Origin of the sequence: Rhizobium sp. CIAT894, from assembly GCF_000172795.2 — a bacterium.
Classification (GTDB): Bacteria; Pseudomonadota; Alphaproteobacteria; order Rhizobiales; family Rhizobiaceae; genus Rhizobium.
The window spans coordinates 452930-476250 of the sequence record NZ_CP020947.1 but is presented as its reverse complement, the minus strand read 5'-3'; the positions used below and the strand labels follow the sequence as shown (position 1 = coordinate 476250).

Sequence of the window (23321 nt, the reverse complement as noted above, 5' to 3'; positions counted from 1 at the left end):
GTTATGCCTGACTGTATTTGTTCAGCACGGCGGCAATTTCTTCATCCGTGGCGAAGTTGCCTCTGTCGGCGTCTTCGATCCCGGCCTGAACGCCCGCGATCCATTTTTCCTGCCACGCAAGAGAGCGACCATGGGAAAGCGCGTCTTCGATAATCTGGCTGCGTGTCAAGGTTGAACGCTCTGCCAGCATGTCGATGCGACGGCTGAGATCGTCAGAAATATCTACGTTGCTCTTCATGTGTTCATTCTGCCATATCACGGCGGTATCCGCCAAGATTGGAAAACGCCGCGCGGCGCTGAAACTAACCTTCGCCGATAGGCCAAGATATAAGCGGAATGAAGGATTTAGAACGGCGGATTTGAGCTTCCCGCTCAAGGCCTTAACATAGTCTTGCAGTGAAAAAGGGGAAATGGCGCACCCGAAGAGATTCGAACTCCTGACCCCCAGATTCGTAGTCTGGTGCTCTATCCAGCTGAGCTACGGGTGCGTGCAACTGCGGCGGTGCCGCTTGCGTGGGCGATCCTCTAAAGCGTCCTTCGGGACAATGCAAGAGCAATTCTGAAAAAATCGCGCGTTTAAAAATTTGCGGCCACGCGCGTCTGAAATCCCGTCACTTCTCGATATGCGTCCGGCTGCGATAATCCTCCAGCGAAACCGGGCGATCGGGGATCTCGATACGGAACTGGGTTCCAACAGTCGGTTTTTCCACCAGCGCGATCGTGCCGCCATGGGCCAGCACCAGCTCGCGGGCGATCGTCAGGCCGAGGCCGGTGCCGCCGGAGCGGGCGGAGCCGCGGAAGGCGGCAAAGAGGTTCTGGCGCGCCTTCAAAGGCATGCCGGGGCCGGTATCATCCACGGTGATGCTGACGACGCTGCCGACGCGCTGGGCGGCGACGGTGATGCGCCTGGCCGTACCCGGGGCGCCCTCGCCCGGCGCGGTCAGTGCCTGCAGCGCATTGCGGCAGAGATTGTGGATGACGCGGAACAGCTGCTCGCCATCGGCATCGACCTTGAGATCGGCGCCGATCTGCTCGATGAATTCGATACCGCTTTGCGGATCGATCGCCAGCATATCCTTGACGTCCTGGGTGAGTTCCAAAAGCAGGATATGGCGGCGGCGCGGGGCCGATTCGCTCGCCTTGCCGTAGGATAGCACCTCGGTGGTATAGCCGACGGCGCGGTCGATGGTGCGCAGCAGCTTCGGCGCGAAGCTTTTCACCATCGGGTCGTCGACATCGACCAGCCGGTCCGACATCAGCTGCGCCGAGGCCAGGATATTGCGCATGTCGTGATTGATCTTGGAGACGGCGAGGCCGAGAGCGGCGAGGTTCTTCTGCTGCTTCAGCGTCTTCTGCAGCTCCATCTGCATCGAGGTGAGGTTGCGGCCGGCGACCGCCAGTTCGTCGCGGCCGCCATCGCCGATATAGACATGGGCGGGGTTTTCGGGATCGGAGGAGAATTGCTGCATGCTGCCGGTCAGCCGGCGGATCGGGCCGATCAGGATGCGGTTGATCGCAAAGAAGATCAGCGTCGCGGTGAAGAGTGAGATCAGCACCGACAGCAGCAGGACGTTGCGGGAATAGGCAAACATCGCCGTGCGCAGCTGCCGGTCCCTCATCACCACCTCGACGCCGGTATTAGTGTCGCCAACGGGGCCGTAGACGCGGATCATCCTGCCGCCGCCGAAGATCAAGGTGTCGAGCGCATCACGGATCGCCGTTGCCGGCGGAACGTCGGTGAGATCATAGGCTTCGTCGACGGAGGTCGGCATATCGGTCGTCGCCAGGAGCCGAGAGGTGCCGTCCTTGCGCAGCACGATCGCCTTGGTACCGGTCGCCTCCAGCGTCTCCTTCTGCAGCGCCCGCGGCAGCTCGACCGGCTGCAGCCCATCGATGACGATGGCGGCGGCGGCGGCCGTGTTCAGCCTCTCCTGCAGCCAGCGTATGCGCATGCTGGCGACGGAGGGGAAGAAAATCAGGATTTCGGCGAGCATGATGAAGACGACGGTGAGCCAGAGCAGCTTGCCCGACAATCCGCCGAACATGCCGGCAGACGGGCACCGCGCCCTTGCGGCCTCGCCGGCCGCGGGAATTTCCGCCGAAGGATTGTCGCCCTGATCTTGAACCGGCATTCTCGTCTCGCCCGATCGGCCGCTCTTGCGCCGCCCTCACCGCTGGAGCTTTATATTAGACCAAAAGGCTCCGCTTTCAAATCTTTGCGAGCAGCGTCACGTCGCCACAAGAAAACACCGCCCGGGCGGTACCGGCTCAAGACCCCTCCCCACAAGGGGGAGGAACTAATTTGCGGCGCCAGCGCAGCAAATATCAGCCTTTCCGCGGATGAAACGACGAAGTGGGAAGCGCCGATGCGACAGGTTAAGCCTCTCCCCCTTGTGGGGAGGGGTTTGGGGCGGGGTCTTGCCCAACGCGGACCGGCAGAAAAAACTAACGCCGCCCGGAGGCGGCGTTAAAATGGCGAGTGATCAGGAAGGATCAAAACTCTTCCCAGTTCTGCTCGGCGGCGGCGGCGCTGCCCCCGAAGGCGCGGGCGACTTTGGCGATTGCCCGGCGGGCCGGCGAGGCGACCGGCCTTTGCGGCTCGTTGCGGACAAGCGCCACAGGTGCCGGCGCATCATCCGACAGTTTGAAGCGGGAGATGAGTTGCACCAGCCCGCCGGCTTCGGCCGAGAGCCGGTGGGTGGCGGCAGAGGTCTCCTCGACCATCGCGGCGTTCTGCTGGGTCACCTGGTCCATCTGGTTGACGGCGGTGTTGACTTCCTTGAGGCCGGTCGACTGTTCGGTCGCGGCCGTGGCGATCGAATGGATATGATCGTTGATGGCGATGACGCGGGTGCCGATTTCGGCCAGCGCCTCGCCGGTCGCCTGCACCAGCTTGACGCCGACCTGCACCTCGTTGCCCGACTTGGTGATCAGCGCCTTGATATCCTTGGCGGCTGTTGCCGAACGCTGGGCGAGCTCGCGCACTTCCTGGGCGACCACCGCAAAGCCCTTTCCGGCCTCGCCGGCGCGCGCCGCTTCGACGCCGGCATTCAGCGCCAGCAGGTTGGTCTGGAAGGCGATCTCGTCGATGACGTTGATGATCTGGCTGATTTCGCGCGACGCCTGCTCGATGCGACCCATGGCCTCGACGGCATTGCCGACGACGACACCTGACGCGCCAGACTTATCCTTGGCTTCGGAGACCATGATGGTGGCTTCATGCGCCCGCTCGGTGGAGTTCTGGACGACGGCGGTGATTTGATCGAGGGCGGCCGAGGTCTGCTCGAGAGCGGCTGCCTGCTGCTCGGTGCGCTTCGACAGGTCGTCGCTGGCATTGCGCAGTTCGGCGGTGTTGCCGTTCATCGCTTCCGTGGTCTCGCGCACTTCGCGCATCGTCGCCTGCAGGGTGACGAAGGTGTTGTTGACGTTCTGCTGCAGCTCGGCGAAGGCGCCCTGGAAGCTGCCGTTCATCGTCTGGGTGAGGTCGCCCTCGGCAAGGCTGGCGATGACACGGCGGGTCTCGCCGATACCGGCATCGACACTCGACAGCAGCGTGTTGATGTTGCCGGCGAACTGGTTGAGGTTGTCGTCCTGATAATCCTTGTCGATGCGGTGGCTGAAATTGCCGGCCGCAGCCGCGGCCACGACGACGGACATGCTCGACTGCAGGTCGTCGCTCTTGGCGCGCATCGCCGCTTCCTGGGCGTTCAGGCGCTTGACGGCGAGGCCGTTCTCCTTGAAGACCGCAACGGCTGCGGCCATCTCGCCGATTTCGTCCTGGCGGCCGGCGAAAGGAACCTCGGCTTCGAAATTGCCGTTGGCGACTTCGTTGATCGCCCGGGTGACGCGCTTGATCGGCCGGCTCAGATGGCTGGTGCCGATATAGAAGCCCATGCCGATGCCGACCGAAATACCGATGCCGGTGATGGAGAGGACGAGCATCAGGATCCAGTTGCGGAAACTCTCGATCTCGGCGTTGACGGCCTCGAGCGCGGCCTTGTCGGTGGCGACGACCGCGTCGATCTCCGCCTGGAACGCCTTGCGGTTGGCACGGTTGGCGTCGTTGTTGCCCTGGGCGCTGGCGGCTTCGGGGCCGACCTCGGTGCCGAGGCGGGCCGTTTCGGTGCGGAAGGTGCGGAATTCGGCGGCGCGGGCGACCAGCTTGGCGAACTCGTCCTTCTCGGCTTCGGGAACGAGCGGCGCCCAGCCGGAGATGACCTTGTCGATCTCGTCGAGATCAGCCATCAGGCCCTTGGCGAAGTTCGGCGTATCCTTGATCGTCTTGGCCGCATAGATGCCGCGCGATTCCATCACCACGGCCGTGACGAAACGGTTGAGGCGCTCGCCGGCATAGGCGCGGGCGGCGGCCTCCTCGTAGGCCGTCAGGTTGCGATTGTATTCGTGCATGGCGGACAATGCCGTTGCACCGATCAGCAGCGCCACCGCGCCCATAACGGAAACCAGCAGATTAATTTTGGCGCGGATCTTCAATGCAATGCCTCCTAGCTACAACAGTGCCTGGAAAGCAAATTCCCAGCCCATGACGGTAGATATCGGCGAAATTTATTAAAGTTCGATTTCCAATGTTTACGATTGTGGCCAGGAAAAATTATCGGCGTCGCTGGTGATCGGGATGCGAAAGCCCCTGAAATCCAAGCCGTCGATCGTGAGCGGCGGCAAACCCACAACCACTCGGGGCAGATCGAATTTCTTAACACCGCAGTGCGAAAAATACTTGCCGAAACGGCAGTGCAAAGTGAAATCGTCGGGGTTAATTGACTTTACCGGGCTTCATCCGTATAAGCCGCCGCACGTCCGGTCACCCAAGCCTTTCATGGCTCCGTCCGTTCGAAAAACAACGCTCCTTGCAATATGCAAATTCAAGAAGGGCCGCACTCCGCGGTGTTTAAATAAATGAAGCGTACCTACCAACCATCCAAGCTTGTTCGCAAGCGTCGCCACGGCTTCCGTGCCCGCATGTCCACCAAGGGTGGCCGCAAGGTCATCGCCGGCCGCCGCGCGCAGGGCCGCAAGCGTCTTTCGGCTTAAGGCCGGATTGCCCGGTAAGAGATGGCGGGCGAATTGACGACCAAAGACCAGAAACACACTGTCGGGCGGCTGAAAAGCCGCCCGCAGTTTCTTGCCGTGCGCGAAGGCGAAAAACGCCGCGGCGGCCTCTTCCTGCTCGAAGTCCTCGACCGGAAGGAACCCGACAGCCAAGCCCGTGTCGGTTTTACAGTCACCAAAAAACATGGCAACGCGGTCGAGCGCAACCGCATGCGCCGCCGCCTGAAAGAGGCGGTGCGGCTTCATGCGGGGTTTGCAATGCAGCCCGGACACGACTATGTGGTTGTCGCGCGCAGGGACGTGCTTAAGGCGTCCTTCCAGGAATTGGCCGCGGAACTGAAATTTCGCGTGGAAACCAGGCCGAAACACCGGCGCTCCGGAGACGGACGCCCCAGGAACGTATGATGGAAAACAACCGCAATTACTTCATTGCGATCGCTCTCTCGGTGCTGATCGTCCTCGGCTGGCAGTTTCTCTATATGAATCCGCGCATCGAGGCCCAGCGCAAGGCGCAGGAAGCCCAGAAGGCGCAGCAGCAGACCGAACAGGTGCAGCAGCCGGCGACCGGCGGCGCAACACCGGCCCAGACGAGCGGTGCAGCCCCTTCCGGCCAGGTGGCCGCGACGGCGACGCTTGAGCAGGCGCTGGCAAAAAGCCCGCGTGTCGTCATCGATACCGCTGCCCTTTCCGGCTCGATCAACCTTGCCGGCGCCCGTCTCGACGATCTGAAGCTCAAGGGCTATCACGAGACCGTCGACGATTCGAGCCCGATCATCACGCTGTTCAGCCCGGCCGAAACCAAGGACGGCTATTTCACCGAACTCGGCTATATCGGCAGCGATGCGACGGGCAGCGTTCCCGGCCCCACGACGCTCTGGACGGCGCCCGAGGGCGCCAAGCTCACCGAGAAAACGCCGGTGACGCTGTCCTACACCAACGACAAGGGCCTGACCTTTACCCGGACGATTTCCGTCGACGAACGCTACATGTTCACCGTCGCCGACAAGATCGTCAACTCCGGCCAGGCGCCCGCCGCGCTCTCCTCCTACGGCCGCGTCATGCGTTACAACAAGCCGACGACGCCCTCCGTCTACGTGCTGCATGAAGGCTTTATCGGCGTCATCGGCGATGACGGCCTGATCGAAAGCAAATACAGCGCCGTCGAGAAGGAAGCCGTGTCGCCGGCGAAATCCACCGGCGGCTGGCTCGGCATTACCGACAAATACTGGGCCGCGACGATCGTTCCGCCGCAGAGCGCTGCCTATGAGGCGAAATTCTCCTATTTCACCGACGGCCAGCCGCGCTACCAGGCCGATTACAAGGACGATGCCTTCACCGTTGCGCCGGGCCAGTCGATCGAGCTGAAGAACCTGGTCTTCGCCGGCGCCAAGGAAGTGCCTGTGATCGACGGCTATGAAGCCAGCTATTCGATCCCGAAGTTCGACCGGCTGATCGACTGGGGCTGGTTCTATTTCATCACCAAGCCGATGTTCAAGCTGATGGACTTCTTCTTCCGCTACTTCGGCAATTTCGGTGTGGCGATCCTGTGCACCACCATCGTCGTCAAGGCGCTGTTCTTCCCGCTCGCCAGCAAGCAGTATGCTTCGATGGCGAACATGAAGCGCATGCAGCCGAAGATGGAAGAGCTGAAGGCGAAATTCGCCGACGACCGCATGGGGCTGCAGCAGGCGACGATGCAGCTCTACAAGGAAGAGAAGATCAATCCGATCGCCGGCTGCTGGCCGGTGGCGCTGCAGATCCCGATCTTCTTCTCGCTTTACAAGGTGATATACATCACCATCGAAATGCGGCACGCACCGTTCTTCGGCTGGATCAAGGACCTTTCGGCGCCCGATCCGACATCCATCGTCAATCTGTTCGGCCTGCTGCCTTTCCAGGCGCCGACCTTGCTGCATCTCGGCGTCTGGCCGCTGATCATGGGCATCACCATGTTCCTGCAGATGCGCATGAACCCGACGCCGCCCGATCCGACCCAGGCGATGATCTTCACCTGGATGCCGCTGGTGTTCATGTTCATGCTGGCAAGCTTCCCGGCCGGCCTGGTCATCTACTGGGCATGGAACAACACGCTCTCGGTGATCCAGCAGTCGGTGATCATGAAGCGCCACGGCGTCAAGGTCGAGCTGTTCGACAATCTGAAGGGCCTGTTCAGGCGAAAAACGGCGCCGTCGAAATGACGTTCTCAAGCCCCGCTCCGGCGGGGCTTTTCATTTCCGGCAGCCTGTGAAGCGAGGCGCAGACCGCCCGAAAGCTTGACATCCGCCCGTAAAACCCCGAAGCCGACAGAAGACCGAACCCTAGGATTGCCGAGACCGCATGCCCGAAACCGAAAAGCCGCTCTTCGGCCACCCCTGGATCTTCATCCGCGGTGTCCCGTCGCTTAATTTCCTGCCGCCGGAGGGGCCGCTCGAGGTGGCCTTTGCCGGGCGTTCGAATGTCGGCAAATCGTCGCTGATCAATGCGCTGGTCGGCCAGAAGGGGCTGGCGCGCACGTCGAACACGCCGGGGCGTACGCAGGAACTCAATTATTTCGTTCCGGACGGCTATTCCGGCGAAGGCGGCGACCTGCCGCCGACGGCGATCGTCGACATGCCGGGCTATGGTTATGCGCAGGCGCCGAAGGAGCAGGTCGACAAGTGGACCAAACTGGTTTTCGACTATCTGCGCGGCCGCGCGACGCTGAAGCGCGTCTATGTGCTGATCGACAGTCGCCACGGCATCAAGAAGAACGACGAGGACGTTCTCGATCTGCTCGACAAGGCGGCCGTCTCCTATCAGATCGTGCTGACCAAGACCGACAAGATCAAGGCGGCCGGCGTGCCGAAGCTGCTGGCCGAGACCGCGGAAAGGATCCGCAAGCGCCCGGCCGCCTATCCCGCCGTGCTGTCCACTTCGTCTGAAAAGGGCGACGGGATGGATGAATTGCGCCAGGCAATCGCTGAAACCGTCGGCATCGCTCACTGGAAATAGAAGAGGCGCCCCCGAAGAGCGCCCCCATAAACCTCTGCCGATACGAATAGTTTTACATCTTCGGCAGCAGCACCTTGTCGACGACGTGGATGACGCCGTTCGACTGTTTGACGTCGGCGATCGTCACATGGGAGACGCCGCCGTTTTCGTCGGTCAGGGTGATCTTGCCCATGCTCTCCCTGGCTTTCAGCACGCAGCCGCCGACGGTCTTGATGTCGTGTTCGCCGCCGTCCTCCTTGATCATCTTGGCAACGGTCTTGGCCATCGCATCGGCAGCAACGACATGGCAGGTCAGAACCTTTGTGAGCGTCGCCTTGTTTTCCGGCTTGAGCAGCGTCTCGACGGTGCCCTTCGGCAGGGCGGCGAAGGCTTCGTTGGTCGGCGCAAAGACGGTGAAGGGGCCTTTGCCCTCGAGCGTGCCGACGAGGCCGGCTGCCTTGACGGCTGCGACCAGCGTGGTGTGATCCTTGGAATTCACGGCGTTTTCGATGATGTTCTTGGTGGCGAACATCGCCGCACCGCCGACATCAGGGTTCTTGGCGGCGGCAAAGGCGACGGCGGACAGGGCAGTGGCGAGCGCAAAGCCGCGCAATACTGATTTGATCATGATTTTCTCCTCACCGGACTGCATCCGCGGGCCTTATGCCTGAGCGTCGTCCGGACATTTCGAACTACGGAGATACGCGCCGAAGAGTTTCAGACAGGAGAAAATGATTTTGGCCAGCACCCGATATGGCCGCGCCCGATCATGGCCGGCGTAACGGGCCGCTGGCGATCACCGGACCGGTTGCCTGGCCGGTGGGCGAACCGCCGAAGGGTTCGAGGCTGACGGCAAGCGTTGCGCCATCGGAAAGATGGCTGCGCTGATCAGCGGGGATGACCAGTTCACCGCTCTCGCCCGGCTGGAAGACGCCGAGCGATTTCGGCACGCCGCTGCCGGGCACCAGCCAGAGTTCCAGCGACTTCTCCTCCGGCTTGCCGGCTGCGACCGGCACGATCTTCAGCCGGCCGCTCTGCAGCTCGTAGGAGGCGAGAAGATTGATGGCGTTGTTCTGGCCGGAAAGCGAGGCCACCAGCGGTGCCGGGCCCTGCGGCTGCGGCACCAGGCCGGAGGCGAAGATGACGGCGCTGACGGCCACGACGATGCAGGCAAAACTCAGCGAACGCCAGAAACCCGCCGAATTCCAGAGCCCTTGCGAAAAAGATGCGGATTTTCCGGCATCGCCGAAAAGCCGCGCCTCGATCTGCTTGAAGGTTTCCCGGCTGGGAGCGGCGGTTTCATACTCGTCATTGAAGGCGGAAAGGTTGTTTTCCCAGCGGCTGACGATCGCCGCAAAGGGCCGATCGTGGCGCATGCGCTCTTCCACCACCCGCCGGTCCTGCAGCGATAGGACCCCAAGCACATATTCGCCGGCGAGAACCTCGTCGCGGGAGCGATCTCCCTTGCTTTTGTCGGGCGATGTCATCGTTCCATGCACTCTCTCAGTTTCAAGAGGCTGCGCCTGAGCCAGGTCCGCATCGTGTTCAGCGGCACACCAAACTGATCGGCCAGTTCCTGGTAGCTCAGCCCTTCGACATAAGCCCGTTTCACCGCGACCGCACGATCAGCTTCCAACTCTTCCATGCAGGTGTCAATCCGCCTTCCTTCATCCTTCGTCACCGTCTGCATTTCCGGGTCGGGTGCGGCATCGGCGAGATCGTAGGCGCTGTCCAATTCGTCGGCGACGGGCTTGCGCGCCCTCAGCGCATCGATCGACCGGTTGCGGGCAATCGCCGAGAGCCATGCCGAGGACGAACCCGTGGCTGCCTGGAAACTTCCAGCCCTCTGCCAGATGCTGATATAGACTTCCTGCAGGGCCTCCTCGGCTTCCGTGCGATCCTTCAAGATACGCAGGCAGATCGCAAAAAGTTTCGGTCCGGTCTGGTTGTAGAGAGCCGTAAAGGCCGTGCGGTCGCCGAGCGCGACGCGGCCGATCAGGTCTGCAATCTCATCGCCTTGCATGCCGTTCCTCATATCATGCTCGCGTATGCCGAATGGTCAGCGCCACCGGCTCCGCGCCAGATACGAAAAACTATTGCCCTCTGGATTATTCCCTCTGTCGGAAACTTGCGATAAAAGGCCGCGAACAATTCTGCGGGGTCCCCATGAACGAGTCCGAAAGCGAACTGCAGGCACGGCTTCTGGCCAAGGCGCTGCCCTTCATGCAGCGTTACGAGAACAAGACCATTGTCGTGAAATACGGCGGCCACGCCATGGGCAATCCCGAGCTCGGCAAGGCGTTTGCCAGCGATATCGCGCTTCTGAAGCAATCGGGCGTCAACCCGATCGTCGTTCACGGCGGCGGCCCGCAGATCGGTGCCATGCTGAACAAGATGGGCATCGAATCGAAATTCGAAGGCGGGCTGCGCGTCACCGACCAGAAGACGGTCGAGATCGTCGAGATGGTGCTGGCCGGCTCGATCAACAAGGAAATCGTCGCGCTCATCAACCAGACCGGCGAATGGGCAATCGGCCTTTGCGGCAAGGACGGCAACATGGTCTTCGCCGAAAAGGCGCGCAAGACCGTCAAGGATCCGGATTCCAACATCGAGCGCGTGCTCGATCTCGGCTTCGTCGGCGAGGTTGTCGAAGTCGACCGCACGCTGCTCGACCTGCTCGCCCGCTCCGAGATGATCCCGGTGATCGCGCCCGTCGCACCCGGCCGCGACGGCGCCACCTACAATATCAACGCCGACACGTTCGCCGGCGCCATTGCCGGGGCGCTCAACGCCACCCGGCTGCTGTTCCTCACCGACGTGCCCGGCGTGCTCGACAAGAACGGCCAGCTGATCAAGGAGCTTTCCGTCGCCGAAGCGCATGCGCTGATCGCCGACGGCACGATCTCCGGCGGCATGATCCCGAAGGTCGAGACCTGCATCGATGCGATCAAGGCGGGCGTCCAGGGCGTCGTCATCCTGAACGGCAAGACCGCCCATTCCGTCCTGCTCGAGATCTTCACCGAGCACGGCATTGGAACGCTGATCGTTCCCTGATCGAGGCTGCGCCCGGGAACGAAGGGCGCATCTTCCTCGCGCTGGCATCGGCCGTGAAATATCAAAAACGGAGGCGCTAAATCGCCGCGGCGTCGTCCCGCAGCTTTTTCATCGGGCGCGCAGCCAGCGGCGCCTGTCCGAATTCTTCCCTCTTTCGCTCCCCTTTCCGGATGCTCAAGGCAACTCTTTCGCGCGGGCGCGCGCCTGGCTTTCCTTCTTGATCGGCCGGCCGACCGGGCAGACCTCCTGCACGAAGCCGTTCAGCGTATTGACGAGATTGTTCTCGATCAGAGAATAATGGACGAACTGGCCCTGTTTCTCCCGTCTGATCAACCCCGCAGTTTCGAGGACGGACAGATGCTGCGAAACGGCAGGCTTGGACATGCTGAAGCGGTCGGCGATCTCGCCGGCGGTCAGGCCGGAGGCCGAGAGATAGGCAAGGATCTTCCGGCGCGGCGCACTGGAAAGCGCGTGGAACACCCGCTGGGCGGCGCCGACAGAGCTACCTTCTGCAATGTCATCGAAAGTCTCGTCTTCCAAGTCCGGTCTCCGTGCTGGGGCAGCATCGCGTCGATCCATCAATGAATTAAGCAATTAACGTATTGCTTAATTGATTCGATTGACGCAAAGTAATTAGGTAATTGCTTAATTAATAAATTGACGGGCGATATTCAAGTGAAGAATGCGCCCGATAGGACGGAGTTTGCCATGAGCAGCATTTCCACCGGGCGCATGATCGACAACAGCAGCGATGCCGTGACGGGCAAAGTGGTGTGGATGCCGGCAAAGTCTATCTGGATCGCCGCCATGACACTGATCGCCATTATCGGCGGACCGCTGACCTTCACCTGGAGCGCCTTTGCCGTCTTCATCCTCCTGACCGCCATCACCATCTGCCTCGGTCATTCGGTCGGCATGCACCGGCTGCTGATCCACCGCTCCTTCAGCACCCCTCTCTGGATCGAGCATATTCTCGTCTATCTCGGTACGCTGGTCGGCATGGCCGGCCCCTTCGGCATGATCTATGCGCACGATATTCGCGACTGGGCGCAACGGCAGAGAGACTGCCATGACCTCTATGCCCATCGGAAACCTTTCTTCACCGACGCCTTCTGGCAGATGCATTGCATAGTGACGCTGGACCATCCGCCCCGTTTCGTCCTCGATGAGCGCGCGCGGCGCGACCGCTTCTATCGCTTCCTGGAGGCGACATGGATGGCGCAGCAAATTCCCTTGGGACTCCTGCTCTTCACGCTCGGCGGGCTGCCTTGGCTGGTCTGGGGGATTGCCGTGCGGATTTCGGTGTCGCTGACCGGCCACTGGCTGGTCGGTCACTTCGCCCATCGCAACGGCCACCAAGGCTGGAGCGTCGATGACGTCGCTGTGCAGGGATACAATCTGCCGCGTTTTGGGCTGGTGACCTTCGGCGAGAGCTTCCACGGCAACCATCACGCCTTTCCGGAATCGGCGCGGCTCGGTATCGAGCCGGGACAGCTTGACCTCGGTTGGCATTTCATCCGGCTGCTGGCAGGGCTGGGCCTTGCGTCAGCGATCAAGCTTCCGCACATGATCGTAGCGAGGAAAGGGTTGAGGCGCGTTGAAATCTCCGGAGACGCTGGCGGGACTCATCCTATCGGACAGCTTTGAGCGATACCGAAGAAGATAGCGCGGCATTCAAGAGAGCCTCACCCTGAGGTGCCCCGGAGGGGCCTCGAAGGGCGGGGCGGGTGCGCTGGCGGTCGATGCGTGCAAGGAGCGATGCTGCGGCGTGTCCTTCGAGGCTTCGCCCTGCGGGCTACGCACCTCAGCATAAGGGATGTCGGAGGATGCCGCGCCGAGGCAGAGGCTGGGGAGAGACAGCAGCCTCTGGATGAGGTGCGTTCGAGGCCGCCGCGGATCATTATCCGCCTGCAAACCCACCAAGCCGCAATATCCCTCCGACAGGCCACAAATCGCACGATCTAGCCTTGGCAAGATTTCGAATCGTGCTTTAGGTTGCGCCCCGAGAACTTAACGGGTCGAGCAAACAGATGCGCCTTACAGACTGCTATAATTTTCACGACTTCCGGCGCATGGCCAAAAAGCGGCTTCCCGGGCCGATCTTCGATTATATCGACGGTGCGGCCGATGACGAGGTCACCTATCGGCGCAATAGCGCGGCGTTCGAAGCTTGCGATCTGGTGCCCGACGTCTTGCGCGGGGTGGCCGAGGTCGACATGTCGGTGACCGTCATGGGACAGAAGCTGGCGATGCCGGTCTATTGCTCGCCGACGGCGCTGCAGCGGCTTTTCCACCACCAGGGCGAGCGGGCGGTCGCGGCGGCAGCGGGAAAATACGGCACGATGTTCGGCGTCTCCTCGCTCGGCACGATCAGCCTGGAGGAAGCGCGGCAGATCAGCGCCGGGCCGCAGGTCTATCAGTTCTATTTCCACAAGGACCGCGGCCTCAACCGCGAGATGATGGCACGGGCGAAGAATGCCGGCGTGCAGGCGATGATGCTGACGGTCGACAGCATTACCGGCGGCAACCGCGAGCGCGACAAGCGCACCGGCTTTTCCATTCCCTTCAAGCTCAATCTCGCCGGCATGACACAATTCGCGATCAAACCGTCCTGGGCGATCGGCTGGCTGACACATGAGCGCTTCGCCCTGCCGCAGCTCGAAAGCCACGTCAAGATGGATGACGGCGCGCTGTCGATCAGCCGGTACTTCACCGAAATGCTCGACCCCTCCATGTCGTGGAACGACGTGGCTAACATGGTGCAGGCCTGGGGCGGGCAATTCTGCCTGAAGGGCATCATGTCGGTCGAAGACGCCAAGCGCGCGGTCGAGATCGGCTGCACCGGCATCGTGCTTTCCAACCATGGGGGCCGCCAGCTCGACGGTTCGCGCAGCGCTTTCGACCAGTTGGCCGAGATCGTCGATGCCGTCGGCGACCGGATCGACGTGATGATGGATGGCGGCGTGCAGCGCGGAACACATGTTCTGAAAGCGCTGTCGCTGGGGGCAAAGGCGGTCGGGCTCGGCCGCTACTATCTCTTCCCGCTTGCCGCCGCCGGACAGCCAGGCGTCGAACGGGCGCTGGAGACGATCCGCACCGAGATCGAACGCGACATGAAGCTGATGGGCTGCACTTCGGTCGACCAGCTGACGCGGCGCAATCTGCGTTTCCGCTCCTGATGGCATTTTCGGGCCGCAGCCTTCGTGCGGCTGCGGCCCGCAAAGATCTCAGAACAGGCGGTAAATCGCCGCCGCCTCCTGTTTCAGCTTTTCCATCATCGACCGATAAGGCCCCGGCCCGTAGCTGATGCGGCCGACGCCGAGCTTTGCCAGGGCTTTCACGTCGGGGGCGCCTGCCCGCATCATGATATTGACCGGCAGCGACGATGCCGCGCAGATCTTTTCGATCAGGGCGGGCTCGATCAGGCCAGGCACGAAGAAGCCGTTGCCGCCGGCGGCCGCATAGGCCCTGCCCCGCTCGATCGCCTGGTCCACCAGGCCGGCATGTTTGGAAAGATCGCTCTCGGCCAGAAAAAGGTCGGTGCGGGCGTTGATGAAGAAGGGGATATCTTTGCCGTCGGCCATGGCGCGAATGGCGCGGATGCGGGCCGCCTGGCTTTCGACGGGATAGAGCCCCTCGCCGGCGACCACCCGATCTTCGAAATTGATGCCGACGGCGCCGATTTCCACGAGCCTCGCGACATTGGCGGCCGCTCCCTGAGGCTCGGCCGAATAGGCGCCCTCGAAATCGACCGAGAGCGGCAGGTCGACAGCATCGGTGATGGATTTCGCCGTCTCCACCAGCACCGCCATCGGCAGCTTTTCGCCATCGGCAAACCCGTGGGCGGCGGCGACCGACCAGCTTCCCGTCGCAAGCGCCTTGGCGCCGGCATCGGCGACGGCCCTTGCGGTGCCCGCATCCCAGATATTGTAGAGGACGATCGGATCGCCCTTCCGGTGAAGCGCGGCGAATGCCTTGGCCTTTTCAATCTGGTTCATGTTGTCTCCTCCATCCTTGCTTGCGTCCTGATCTTTTCTTCATGCCGCAACAGCCATTGTTTGCGCCAGAGCCCGCCGCCGTAACCGGTCAGAGAGCCATCGGCGCCGAGGATGCGGTGGCAGGGCACGATGATGGCAAGCTGGTTGGCGCCATTGGCGCGGCCGACGGCACGCACCACCTCCGGCCTCTCCATCTCCCTGGCGAGATCGCCATAGGCGCGCGTCTGACCGACCGGGATGTCCATCAGCTTTGCCCAGACATGTTTTTCGAAGGGCGTGCCGCCGAGCGCCAATGGCGTTCTGAAGGTGGTGAGCCGTCCCGCGAAATAATCGCGGATCTCCGTCTCGATCTGATCGATGACAGGGGTGCGGCCGATCGCGACGGAGGAGCGGACGCGCTTCTGCAGCGCTTCGAGTTCGCTCGGCAGCGCCTTGTGATCGTGAAATTCGAGAAGATGCAGATGCGTCTTGTCGGCAACCGCGATCATCGGCCCCAGCGGCGTGTCGAGCCAATCGGCAAAGAGCAGTTCGCGGTTCTGCGAGAGCGCCGGCGCCTTGCCGACGAGCCGCTGGAAAGCCGCCCGGAACCCGCTCGGCGAACCGTATCCGGCGTCGAGCTGCGCATCGATGACGCGCGCCCCGTCGGCGAGCTGCCGGGCCGCCTCGCCGAGCCTGATGTAACGGGCGATATCATGAAAGGTCATGCCGAGCGCCCGCTTGAAGGCGCGCCGCACGGTCGAGGGATCATGGCCGCGGCGCACGAGCTCGTCCTCACTCCAGCGAACCTCCGGCTCGCCGTCGAGCGCGGCAAGCAACAGGTCGACGACCGGCTCCCTGCCCGGCTGCTCCAGCGGCCTGCAGCGCCGGCAGGGGCGGAAACCGGAATGCATGCAGGCGGCGATCGTCTCGAAGAACAGCGTGTTCTCCCGCTTCGGCTTGCGCGCCGGGCAGGTCAGACGGCAGAAGATGCCTGTCGTCTTGACGCAGACATAGGCCTGGCCCTCATAATCGGCGCTGCGCGCGATCAGGGCATCATAGAGGGTGTCATCGTCGGGGCGTTCGAAAAGCATGACCGCTTTCTAACATCCCCCGTCTGCCGCGTCCGCCGAAAATCGGGCGTCTATTTTATTCTGCCGCGTCGAGGCTTTTCCTATGCCGCTGCGGGCGCAGCATCGACTCCTCCTCGGCGTCCTGCGGCGCCCCCCAGAAATTCTCGAGCGTCGGGCCGTCCTTCAGATGGCGGCGGCGGAAAAGAAATTCGAGGATCTCATGAAACCAGACGCGGCGGCCCATCTGTGTGTACCAGCGCATGGAGTGGCGCTGTTCGCGGTCGCGATGGAAGAGAATGCGCATCAGCGCCTTTGGCCGTGCCTGGACAGCAACCTCGATGAGTTTGACGCAGGCGACCAGCACGACGGGGTTCAAGTGCCGCATCTTCAACACCTGATGCTTGTAATCCCATTTGCGGATATCGGTCTCGATCACCTGCCGGTCGCGGGCGATGCGGAAGAAGGGCGTCCAGCGATGCGGGGTGACGTAAAGTGCCTGGATCTGATCGGGATCATAGGAGAGCAATTGCCGGAAGCCGCGCCAGAGATCCCTTAACCTCTCCTCTTCGAAGCCGACGACCCAGGTCGCCATGGAGAGGATATCGTGCTGGCGCAGAAGGCGGATTGCCTCTCTGTCGCTTGTTTTGGCTCCGCCCTTCTTGATCAGCGCCAAGGTTGCCTCGTCGGTATTTTCCATGCCGAGCAGCCAGCGCACGACGCCTGCCTTGCGATAGAGATGCAGGATGTCCGCGTCGCGGACGATATCATCAGCCCGCGTCGAGCCGACGATCTGCACCGGCACGTTCTCGGCGATCATCGCTTCGAGGAACGCCAGCCAGGCCTTCCGCGACGAGGTCGGGTTCTCGTCGGCCAGATTGATCAGTTCCACACCCTGTTCGCGATAAAGCCTGGCGATCTCGCGGGCAAACAGCTCCGGCGAGCGGTGACGCCAGCGGGTCCAGAAGCCGCGCTGGCCGCAATAATTGCAAAGATGCGGACAGCCGCGGGAGAACTGCATCACGACAGCCCGCTTGCCACCCCAATAGCTATAGTCGGCATGGTCGATCAGTTCCCAACCGACGCGATAGGCATCGAGATCGGCGATCGCCTGTGCGGGCTGCGTTGCATGGATTTCACCATGGCCGTCGCGATAGGCGATGCCGGGAATGGTTGCGAGCGGGCGGCCCGTCGCCAGGCAATCGGCAAGGCGCCGCATCGTTTCCTCGCCCTCGCCACGCACGAGGATATCGAATGCCTCCGTCTCCGCCAGCACCTCGCGCCAGTGGTAAGTGGGAAAGACGCCGCCATAAACGATCCGGATTGCAGGATTGCTGCACTTGACAGCCTCTGCAATCACTCTGGCGGTGGGATGGGCCGAGGTCGATCCGGAATGGCCGATCAGCACCAGATCCGGAGGGCTCGCCACCGCTCGGCTGACAATCTCCGCCATCGCCATCGGTCCGAACTCGGCATCGATGAGGCTGACACTGTGACCGTCGTCGATCAGCGGGCCACCGACCGAGAGAAGGCCGAGCGGCGGAAGGTGATCATCGGGAATACGGCTGCCGATCGCCGTATGCGGCGGATTTATCAGAACGATCTTCATGCGACTTTACCCTTGCGGGTCCCCCCTGTCTGACGCAGGCAGAAAGTCACCAGCGATCAATGGCAATATTCAGCCAAAAACCCCTTAAAGTTGTGAAAATCTGGCGGCTTTTTTGGGGTGACGACAGCAACCGGGCCGCCAGAGCAAAAAGCTTTGGTTTCCCGGGGCAGCCATGCCATAAGACCGCCATGACCAAGATCGACCGCACGCCTGATAAAGCCGATTTCGAGCACGTCACAGACTGGGTCTTCGACCTCGACAACACGCTCTATCCCCATCATGTCAATCTCTTCGCGCAGATCGACAAGAACATGACCTCTTATGTCGCGACGCTCTTACAGATGGAGCGGGACGAGGCGCGCAAGCTGCAGAAGCAATATTACCTCGAGCACGGCACGACGCTGCAGGGCCTGATGATCCATCACGGCATCGACCCGAACGACTTCCTCGAAAAGGCGCATGCGATCGACTATTCGGCGCTGACGCCGCAGCCGGAACTCGGTGCAGCGATCAAGGCGCTGCCGGGGCGCAAGTTCATCTTCACCAATGGCAGCGTCAAGCACGCCGAAATGACCGCCGAAGCGCTCGGCATTCTCGAGCATTTCGACGACATTTTCGATATCGTCGCCGCCGACTACGTGCCGAAGCCGGCGCAGGCGACTTACGACAAGTTCACGGCGCTGAAGCGGGTCGAAACCGCCAAGGCAGCGATGTTCGAGGACCTGCCGCGCAATCTGACGGTGCCGAAGGCGCTCGGCATGCAGACCGTGCTATTGGTGCCGCGCAATCTGGAAGACACGGTCGTCGAATGGTGGGAAAAGACCAGCGGCGAAGAGGATCATATCGATTTCGTCACCGACGACCTCGCCGCGTTTCTCGGCAGGATTACCGCTTCGGGTTGATCCAGCCCGGGGCCGACGGATTACCAAAATTTCATTCAGCTTACCGATGTTTAACTGGGTCTTTGCGCCCCGTTACCGTAGCTTTCTTCGTGAGGGGACACCTCACGAAAGGCTAATATGATGTACCGCAACAAGCTGATACTGGCAGCGCTTTCCTCCGTCCTCATTTTCGGCGCTGCGGCCGGGGCAGGTTTTGCCGCGCCCGGCGACGGCTCGCGTCCGCATGCCGGCAGGGACCATCCGGGCCCGGGCCGCGATGCCTTCCTCGAAATCACCTATGTCCGCATGCTCAAGCAGTTCGACACGAACAAGGACGGAAAGGTCACCAAGGAAGAGGCGAGCGCCGGCCTCGACAAGATTTTCGCTGCGATCGACACCAATAATGACGGCTCGCTGACCCCGGGCGAAATCCGCGCCTACCAGAAAACGCAGATGCAGGCGATGAGGGACCAGCGCAAGCAGGACGCCGGCGAAGACAAGGATGCCAATACCGCAGCCGCGACGCCTGACGCCAACGACCAGCAGCGGCCGCCGCGCGACGGCCATGACGGCCACGGCGACCATCACTGGATGCGCCACGGCGGCAACATCATGCGTGCTTCGTTGATGATGCACCGGATCGACACCGACCAGAACGGCCAGATTTCCAAACAGGAAGCCGTCGCCGCCTTCGACAAGCTGTTTGCGCGGATGGACCGCAACAAGGACGGCGTCATCTCGATCGACGACATGCCGGACCGGCCGTTCCTGTAAGGCCGGACGCACCATCGCCTCCGCTCTTTGCGCTTCGGCGAAGAAGAGCGGGGGTCTGCCCTGCCGATTTCATGCAATCCCCGGCAAAAGCGCTTCGCGCTTTGCCCGGGGATTGCTGCTATTCCCGGTGTTCGTAGAAATCCTGGATGATCTTCCATGCGGCTTCGGCCGTATCGACGAAGCTGATCAGCTTGACGTCGTCGGGCGCGATCGTGCCGAATTCGGCCAATGCGTCGAAATTGACGATGCTTCGCCAGAAGGTTTCGCCGAAGAGGATCAGCGGCAGGCGCTCCATGCGGCCGGTCTGGATCAACGTCAGGCATTCGAAGAATTCGTCAAGCGTTCCAAAGCCGCCGGGAAAGACCGCGATCGCCTTGGCGCGCACCATGAAATGCATCTTGCGGATGGCGAAATAGTGGAAGTTGAAGCTGAGTTCCGGCGTCACATAGGCGTTCGGCGCCTGCTCGTGCGGCAGCACGATGTTGAGGCCGATCGAAGGCGCGCCCTCGTCGGCGGCGCCGCGATTGCCGGCCTCCATAACGCCGGGGCCGCCGCCGGTGACGATGACATATTCATGGAAATTCAAGCTTGCCGAATATTTCGAGCAGAGCCGGGCGAATTTGCGCGCCTCGTCATAATAGACGGAGGCCGCTTCCAGATTGGCGCGCTGGATATCGTTGCGGGCGGCCCAGGCGCTCTGGCCGGGGGCGGGAATGCGGGCGCCGCCGAACATGACGACAGTCGACTTGATGCCGCGTTCGGTCAGCATCATTTCCGGCTTCAACAGTTCCAGCTGCAGGCGGATCGGCCGCAGTTCCTCGCGGCAGAGGAAATCCTCGTCGACATAGGCAAGGCGGTAGGCGGGCGACATCGTCTGCGGCGTCTTCGGCACGGCTTCGGCGCGCTGCCTGTCGGTCGAGCTGCTCTTCAGCGGATCCCATACGCCATCCTTGCGCCTAGAACCGCCGTTTCGTCCCTTCGCCATGTCGAAATGCCTTTCAGTATTGCCGGCCGTGAGACCGGATATGTCGCTATAACGCCTTGAATCCAGGTGAACTTGCCCGAAAAATCATTCCATTCCGCGGGCGCATGCTGTAGAGCAGGACCCAATCCCGCCAACCGCAATTCCGGAGACCTTGCCGTCTCCACGATAAAGATCGAAGTTTAAGGAATTCTCATGAGCGCCACCGACCTCGCATCCCTCGAAAAGACCATCGAAGCCGCCTTCGACAATCGCGACAATGTGAGCACGTCGACGAAAGGCGAGGTTCGCGATGCGGTCGAAGCAGCACTCGATCTGCTCGATGCCGGCAAGGTCCGTGTCGCGACGCGCGGCGCCGACGGCGCCTGGACGGTCAATCAGTGGCTGAAAAAGGCGGTGCTGCTGTCCTTCCGTCTCAACGACATGGAGGTGGTCAAGGGCGGTTCGGGCAATTCCACCTGGTGGGACAAGGTGCCTTCGAAATTCGAGAACTGGGGCGAGAACCAGTTCCGCGCCAGCGGCTTCCGCGCCGTGCCGAACTGCGTCGTGCGCCGTTCGGCCTATATCGCTCCGAATGCGATCCTGATGCCCTCCTTCGTCAATCTCGGCGCCTATGTCGGCGAGGGCACGATGGTCGATACCTGGGCGACGGTCGGCTCCTGCGCGCAGATCGGCAAGCATGTGCATCTGTCCGGCGGCGTCGGCATCGGCGGCGTGCTGGAGCCGATGCAGGCCGGCCCGACGATCATCGAGGACAATTGCTTCATCGGCGCCCGTTCGGAAGTGGTCGAAGGCTGCATCATCCGCGAAGGCTCGGTGCTCGGCATGGGCGTCTATATCGGCAAGTCGACCAAGATCGTCGACCGCACTACCGGCGAAGTGACTTATGGCGAAGTGCCGCCCTATTCCGTCGTCGTCGCCGGCTCGATGCCGTCGGGCAATGCCACCATGGGCAACGGCCAGCCGGCGCCGCATCTCTACTGCGCCGTCATCGTCAAGCGCGTCGATGAAAAGACCCGCTCGAAGACCGGCATCAACGAGCTGCTCAGAGATTGATGACATCGGCAGATTGATCCGGTAAACAGACGGCGTCTTTTGCGCGAGGCGGCGCCGCCTTGCCATGTCTTTGCCATTCCCGCCGGATAGTTCCACTGCCATGACCTCTACCGATCCCGTCGCCAATCTCCAGACGCTGATTCGCTGCCCCTCCGTGACGCCCGCGGAGGGCGGTGCACTGTCGGCGCTCGACGCCATGCTGGCGCCGCTTGGCTTTACCGTCGACAGAGTGAGGGCGAGCGAGGAGGGAACACCCGATATCGAGAACCTCTATGCCCGGCTCGGCAAAGACGGCCCGCATCTGATGTTTGCCGGCCATACCGATGTCGTGCCGGTCGGCGACGAGGCCGCCTGGACGCATCCGCCCTTTGCCGCCGAGATTTCCAAGGGCGAGCTTTTCGGCCGCGGCGCCGTCGACATGAAGGGCGGCATCGCCTGTTTCATCGCCGCCGTCGCCCGTCATATCGAGAAAAACGGGCCGCCCAACGGCTCGATTTCCTTTCTGATCACCGGCGACGAGGAAGGCCCGGCGATCAACGGCACGATCAAGCTCCTGCAATGGGCGGCCGAGCGCGGCGAGCGCTGGGATGCCTGCCTGGTGGGCGAGCCGACCAATCCGGACAGGCTTGGCGACATGATCAAGATCGGCCGGCGCGGCTCGCTGTCGGGCAGGATCACCGTACACGGTGTCCAGGGCCACGCCGCCTATCCGCATCTTGCCGACAATCCGGTACGCGGCATGCTGCAGTTGACGCAGGCGCTGATGGACCCGCCCTTCGATGGCGGCACCGACGATTTCCAGCCGTCGAACCTCGAAGTCACCACGGTCGATGTCGGCAATCCGGCGACCAACGTCATTCCGGCCAAGGCCTCGGCAAGCTTCAACATCCGCTTCAACGACAGCTGGACGGCCGAGACGCTTCGCGCCGAAATCCTTCGGCGCCTCGATGCCGCCGCCGGCAACGGCCAGCTGCGGCCCGGCCGCGGACCGGTGAAATACGATATCGTCTGGGCCGACCGGCCGAGCCATGTCTTCCTGACGCGCAACAATGGGCTGATCGCCTCGCTGTCATCGGCCGTCGAAAGTGTCACCGGCCAGTCGCCGAAGCTTTCGACCACCGGCGGCACGTCGGATGCGCGCTTCATCAAGGATTATTGCCCGGTCGTCGAATTCGGCCTCGTCGGCCAGACGATGCACATGGTCGACGAGCGCGTCACTGTTGCCGATCTGGAGACGCTGACGGCGATCTACGAAATCTTCATCGCCCGCTGGTTCGCCAATGCCGGGGTTTAGGGAAGTCCAGTATTATCTGGCCGGCCTGTGGCTGCTGATCCGGCTGGATCCGCGCGGCTTCCGCTACCTCGACATGTCCGAGCGCGGCGTCAACCGCTCGTTCTGGGCGATAGCCTGGTGCCTGCCGCCGATGGGCATTTCCTGGCTCTGGTGGCGACAGGTCTTTCTGCGGTCGATGCCGCCGGAAGCCGATGTCGGCTTTGCTTTCTATGTCAGGCTCGGCTTCGTCGAACTCGCCAACTGGTTCGTGCCGCTGATCTTTGCCGGGCTGCTGCTGCTTGCCTTCCGCATGGGTGAGCGTTTCGCGCCTGTGGTCGTCAGCGTCAACTGGCTCGGCGTGCCGCTCTCCTATATCAACGGGCTGCTGCTGGCGATGGTCGTCTTCCTTCCCGGCTCCGTCGGCCTCGTCTCGCTGCTGCTGCTTGCCTTCATGCTGGCGCAGGTCTTCGTGCTGGCGCGCATTCTCCGGATGATCTGCCACGGTCACCCATTGATGGTCGGGGCAATGACGCTGGTGCTGCTGGTGCCGTCGATGATCCTTTCGGAATATCTGCAGCACTTCCTCGGCATCTATCCCACCTGATCCACCT

At 62.1% G+C, this 23321-nt stretch carries 23 protein-coding genes and 1 tRNA gene; 12 read left to right on the top strand and 12 right to left on the bottom strand.

All coding sequences use genetic code 11. The features are described from left to right. Window position 1: 1 nt before the first annotated feature. From RHEC894_RS02345 to RHEC894_RS02330, 4 genes are all read right to left on the bottom strand, one after another. A complete protein-coding gene (locus RHEC894_RS02345; protein ID WP_010069727.1) occupies window positions 2–238 on the bottom strand; it encodes a ribbon-helix-helix protein, CopG family in 237 nt (78 codons plus the stop codon). A gap of 173 nt (window positions 239–411) precedes the next feature. Beyond that, window positions 412–488, bottom strand: a tRNA-Arg gene (locus RHEC894_RS02340). Between the two features lie 123 nt (window positions 489–611). After that, window positions 612–2132, bottom strand: a complete 1521-nt coding sequence (locus RHEC894_RS02335; protein WP_085735929.1) for a HAMP domain-containing sensor histidine kinase — start codon at window positions 2130–2132, stop codon at window positions 612–614. Between the two features lie 361 nt (window positions 2133–2493). Further along, window positions 2494–4491 carry a methyl-accepting chemotaxis protein gene (locus RHEC894_RS02330; protein WP_085735928.1) on the bottom strand — a complete coding sequence of 666 codons (1998 nt, stop codon included), beginning with the start codon at window positions 4489–4491 and terminating at the stop codon, window positions 2494–2496. 423 nt (window positions 4492–4914) lie between these two features. Here RHEC894_RS02330 and rpmH point away from each other — a divergent pair, with 423 nt between their 5' ends. From rpmH to yihA, 4 genes are all read left to right on the top strand, one after another. Continuing rightward, window positions 4915–5049 (top strand): 50S ribosomal protein L34, encoded by a 135-nt coding sequence (gene rpmH / locus RHEC894_RS02325; RefSeq protein WP_003570740.1) that lies wholly within the window; start codon window positions 4915–4917, stop codon window positions 5047–5049. Window positions 5050–5070: 21 nt separating this feature from the next. Then, window positions 5071–5472, top strand: coding sequence for a ribonuclease P protein component (gene rnpA / locus RHEC894_RS02320; protein ID WP_085735927.1), 402 nt, complete (start codon window positions 5071–5073; stop codon window positions 5470–5472). After that, on the top strand, window positions 5472–7265 hold the full coding sequence (yidC, locus tag RHEC894_RS02315; RefSeq protein WP_085735926.1) for a membrane protein insertase YidC: 1794 nt from the start codon (window positions 5472–5474) through the stop codon (window positions 7263–7265). The genes rnpA and yidC overlap by 1 nt, the downstream gene beginning before the upstream one ends. Window positions 7266–7404: 139 nt before the next feature. After that, the gene (yihA, locus tag RHEC894_RS02310; RefSeq protein ID WP_085735925.1) at window positions 7405–8058 is read left to right on the top strand and encodes a ribosome biogenesis GTP-binding protein YihA/YsxC; all 654 of its coding nucleotides are present in this window, start codon (window positions 7405–7407) and stop codon (window positions 8056–8058) included. A 52-nt stretch (window positions 8059–8110) separates the two neighbouring features. Here yihA and RHEC894_RS02305 read toward each other — a convergent pair whose 3' ends face one another. The 3 genes from RHEC894_RS02305 to RHEC894_RS02295 form a co-directional block, all read right to left on the bottom strand. Continuing rightward, the gene (locus RHEC894_RS02305) at window positions 8111–8665 is read right to left on the bottom strand and encodes a fasciclin domain-containing protein (protein WP_085735924.1); all 555 of its coding nucleotides are present in this window, start codon (window positions 8663–8665) and stop codon (window positions 8111–8113) included. A gap of 139 nt (window positions 8666–8804) precedes the next feature. Then, window positions 8805–9524: an anti-sigma factor gene (locus RHEC894_RS02300; RefSeq protein ID WP_085735922.1), complete on the bottom strand. Its 720-nt coding sequence runs from the start codon at window positions 9522–9524 to the stop codon at window positions 8805–8807. Beyond that, window positions 9521–10060: a sigma-70 family RNA polymerase sigma factor gene (locus RHEC894_RS02295; protein ID WP_085735920.1), complete on the bottom strand. Its 540-nt coding sequence runs from the start codon at window positions 10058–10060 to the stop codon at window positions 9521–9523. The genes RHEC894_RS02300 and RHEC894_RS02295 overlap by 4 nt, the downstream gene beginning before the upstream one ends. Before the next feature lie 143 nt (window positions 10061–10203). Between RHEC894_RS02295 and argB the strand changes: the two genes are divergently transcribed. Further along, a complete protein-coding gene (gene argB, locus RHEC894_RS02290; RefSeq protein ID WP_010065789.1) occupies window positions 10204–11091 on the top strand; it encodes an acetylglutamate kinase in 888 nt (295 codons plus the stop codon). Between the two features lie 174 nt (window positions 11092–11265). On the opposite strand, the gene RHEC894_RS02285 is transcribed toward argB, so the two are convergent. Further along, window positions 11266–11631, bottom strand: a complete 366-nt coding sequence (locus tag RHEC894_RS02285; protein ID WP_085735918.1) for a metalloregulator ArsR/SmtB family transcription factor — start codon at window positions 11629–11631, stop codon at window positions 11266–11268. 168 nt (window positions 11632–11799) lie between these two features. On the opposite strand from RHEC894_RS02285, the gene RHEC894_RS02280 reads away from it, so the two are divergent. After that, entirely contained in the window at window positions 11800–12738 is a 939-nt protein-coding gene (locus tag RHEC894_RS02280; protein WP_085735916.1) for an acyl-CoA desaturase, read from the top strand. A 383-nt stretch (window positions 12739–13121) separates the two neighbouring features. Then, window positions 13122–14270, top strand: coding sequence for an alpha-hydroxy acid oxidase (locus RHEC894_RS02275; RefSeq protein WP_085735915.1), 1149 nt, complete (start codon window positions 13122–13124; stop codon window positions 14268–14270). 48 nt (window positions 14271–14318) lie between these two features. On the opposite strand, the gene RHEC894_RS02270 is transcribed toward RHEC894_RS02275, so the two are convergent. The 3 genes from RHEC894_RS02270 to bchE are packed head-to-tail and all read right to left on the bottom strand — an operon-like array spanning window position 14319 to window position 17744. Beyond that, window positions 14319–15089, bottom strand: a complete 771-nt coding sequence (locus RHEC894_RS02270; protein ID WP_010069484.1) for an isocitrate lyase/phosphoenolpyruvate mutase family protein — start codon at window positions 15087–15089, stop codon at window positions 14319–14321. Then, complete coding sequence (locus tag RHEC894_RS02265; RefSeq protein ID WP_085735913.1) at window positions 15086–16159, bottom strand: trifunctional transcriptional activator/DNA repair protein Ada/methylated-DNA--[protein]-cysteine S-methyltransferase; 1074 nt, start codon at window positions 16157–16159, stop codon at window positions 15086–15088. Before RHEC894_RS02265 ends, RHEC894_RS02270 begins: the two co-directional genes overlap by 4 nt. Before the next feature lie 55 nt (window positions 16160–16214). Further along, window positions 16215–17744 (bottom strand): magnesium-protoporphyrin IX monomethyl ester anaerobic oxidative cyclase, encoded by a 1530-nt coding sequence (bchE, locus tag RHEC894_RS02260; RefSeq protein WP_010069485.1) that lies wholly within the window; start codon window positions 17742–17744, stop codon window positions 16215–16217. 188 nt (window positions 17745–17932) lie between these two features. Between bchE and RHEC894_RS02255 the strand changes: the two genes are divergently transcribed. Together RHEC894_RS02255 and RHEC894_RS02250 are read left to right on the top strand one after the other, a co-directional pair. Continuing rightward, a complete protein-coding gene (locus RHEC894_RS02255) occupies window positions 17933–18646 on the top strand; it encodes a pyrimidine 5'-nucleotidase (protein ID WP_010069486.1) in 714 nt (237 codons plus the stop codon). 120 nt (window positions 18647–18766) lie between these two features. Then, the gene (locus RHEC894_RS02250) at window positions 18767–19399 is read left to right on the top strand and encodes an EF-hand domain-containing protein (RefSeq protein ID WP_085735910.1); all 633 of its coding nucleotides are present in this window, start codon (window positions 18767–18769) and stop codon (window positions 19397–19399) included. Between the two features lie 118 nt (window positions 19400–19517). On the opposite strand, the gene RHEC894_RS02245 is transcribed toward RHEC894_RS02250, so the two are convergent. Next, the gene (locus tag RHEC894_RS02245) at window positions 19518–20384 is read right to left on the bottom strand and encodes an LOG family protein (protein WP_085735909.1); all 867 of its coding nucleotides are present in this window, start codon (window positions 20382–20384) and stop codon (window positions 19518–19520) included. A 192-nt stretch (window positions 20385–20576) separates the two neighbouring features. Here RHEC894_RS02245 and dapD point away from each other — a divergent pair, with 192 nt between their 5' ends. The 3 genes from dapD (at window position 20577) to RHEC894_RS02230 (ending at window position 23314) form a co-directional block, all read left to right on the top strand. Next, a complete protein-coding gene (dapD, locus tag RHEC894_RS02240; RefSeq protein ID WP_085735907.1) occupies window positions 20577–21437 on the top strand; it encodes a 2,3,4,5-tetrahydropyridine-2,6-dicarboxylate N-succinyltransferase in 861 nt (286 codons plus the stop codon). Window positions 21438–21537: 100 nt separating this feature from the next. Beyond that, complete coding sequence (gene dapE, locus RHEC894_RS02235) at window positions 21538–22731, top strand: succinyl-diaminopimelate desuccinylase (protein ID WP_085735906.1); 1194 nt, start codon at window positions 21538–21540, stop codon at window positions 22729–22731. After that, window positions 22718–23314, top strand: a complete 597-nt coding sequence (locus tag RHEC894_RS02230; protein ID WP_085735904.1) for a hypothetical protein — start codon at window positions 22718–22720, stop codon at window positions 23312–23314. The genes dapE and RHEC894_RS02230 overlap by 14 nt, the downstream gene beginning before the upstream one ends. Window positions 23315–23321 lie beyond the last annotated feature (7 nt).

Coding starts and splice junctions, on each gene's coding strand:
- rnpA (WP_085735927.1), top strand. CDS start 5,071: ATGGCGGGCGAATTGACGACCAAAGACCAGAAACACACTGTCGGGCGG.
- RHEC894_RS02345 (WP_010069727.1), bottom strand. CDS start 238: ATGAAGAGCAACGTAGATATTTCTGACGATCTCAGCCGTCGCATCGAC.
- RHEC894_RS02295 (WP_085735920.1), bottom strand. CDS start 10,060: ATGCAAGGCGATGAGATTGCAGACCTGATCGGCCGCGTCGCGCTCGGC.
- RHEC894_RS02280 (WP_085735916.1), top strand. CDS start 11,800: ATGAGCAGCATTTCCACCGGGCGCATGATCGACAACAGCAGCGATGCC.
- RHEC894_RS02275 (WP_085735915.1), top strand. CDS start 13,122: ATGCGCCTTACAGACTGCTATAATTTTCACGACTTCCGGCGCATGGCC.
- RHEC894_RS02305 (WP_085735924.1), bottom strand. CDS start 8,665: ATGATCAAATCAGTATTGCGCGGCTTTGCGCTCGCCACTGCCCTGTCC.
- RHEC894_RS02335 (WP_085735929.1), bottom strand. CDS start 2,132: ATGCCGGTTCAAGATCAGGGCGACAATCCTTCGGCGGAAATTCCCGCG.
- RHEC894_RS02255 (WP_010069486.1), top strand. CDS start 17,933: ATGACCAAGATCGACCGCACGCCTGATAAAGCCGATTTCGAGCACGTC.
- rpmH (WP_003570740.1), top strand. CDS start 4,915: ATGAAGCGTACCTACCAACCATCCAAGCTTGTTCGCAAGCGTCGCCAC.
- RHEC894_RS02265 (WP_085735913.1), bottom strand. CDS start 16,159: ATGCTTTTCGAACGCCCCGACGATGACACCCTCTATGATGCCCTGATC.
- RHEC894_RS02245 (WP_085735909.1), bottom strand. CDS start 20,384: ATGGCGAAGGGACGAAACGGCGGTTCTAGGCGCAAGGATGGCGTATGG.
- RHEC894_RS02270 (WP_010069484.1), bottom strand. CDS start 15,089: ATGAACCAGATTGAAAAGGCCAAGGCATTCGCCGCGCTTCACCGGAAG.
- argB (WP_010065789.1), top strand. CDS start 10,204: ATGAACGAGTCCGAAAGCGAACTGCAGGCACGGCTTCTGGCCAAGGCG.
- dapE (WP_085735906.1), top strand. CDS start 21,538: ATGACCTCTACCGATCCCGTCGCCAATCTCCAGACGCTGATTCGCTGC.
- RHEC894_RS02250 (WP_085735910.1), top strand. CDS start 18,767: ATGTACCGCAACAAGCTGATACTGGCAGCGCTTTCCTCCGTCCTCATT.
- yidC (WP_085735926.1), top strand. CDS start 5,472: ATGGAAAACAACCGCAATTACTTCATTGCGATCGCTCTCTCGGTGCTG.
- yihA (WP_085735925.1), top strand. CDS start 7,405: ATGCCCGAAACCGAAAAGCCGCTCTTCGGCCACCCCTGGATCTTCATC.
- dapD (WP_085735907.1), top strand. CDS start 20,577: ATGAGCGCCACCGACCTCGCATCCCTCGAAAAGACCATCGAAGCCGCC.
- RHEC894_RS02230 (WP_085735904.1), top strand. CDS start 22,718: ATGCCGGGGTTTAGGGAAGTCCAGTATTATCTGGCCGGCCTGTGGCTG.
- RHEC894_RS02300 (WP_085735922.1), bottom strand. CDS start 9,524: ATGACATCGCCCGACAAAAGCAAGGGAGATCGCTCCCGCGACGAGGTT.
- bchE (WP_010069485.1), bottom strand. CDS start 17,744: ATGAAGATCGTTCTGATAAATCCGCCGCATACGGCGATCGGCAGCCGT.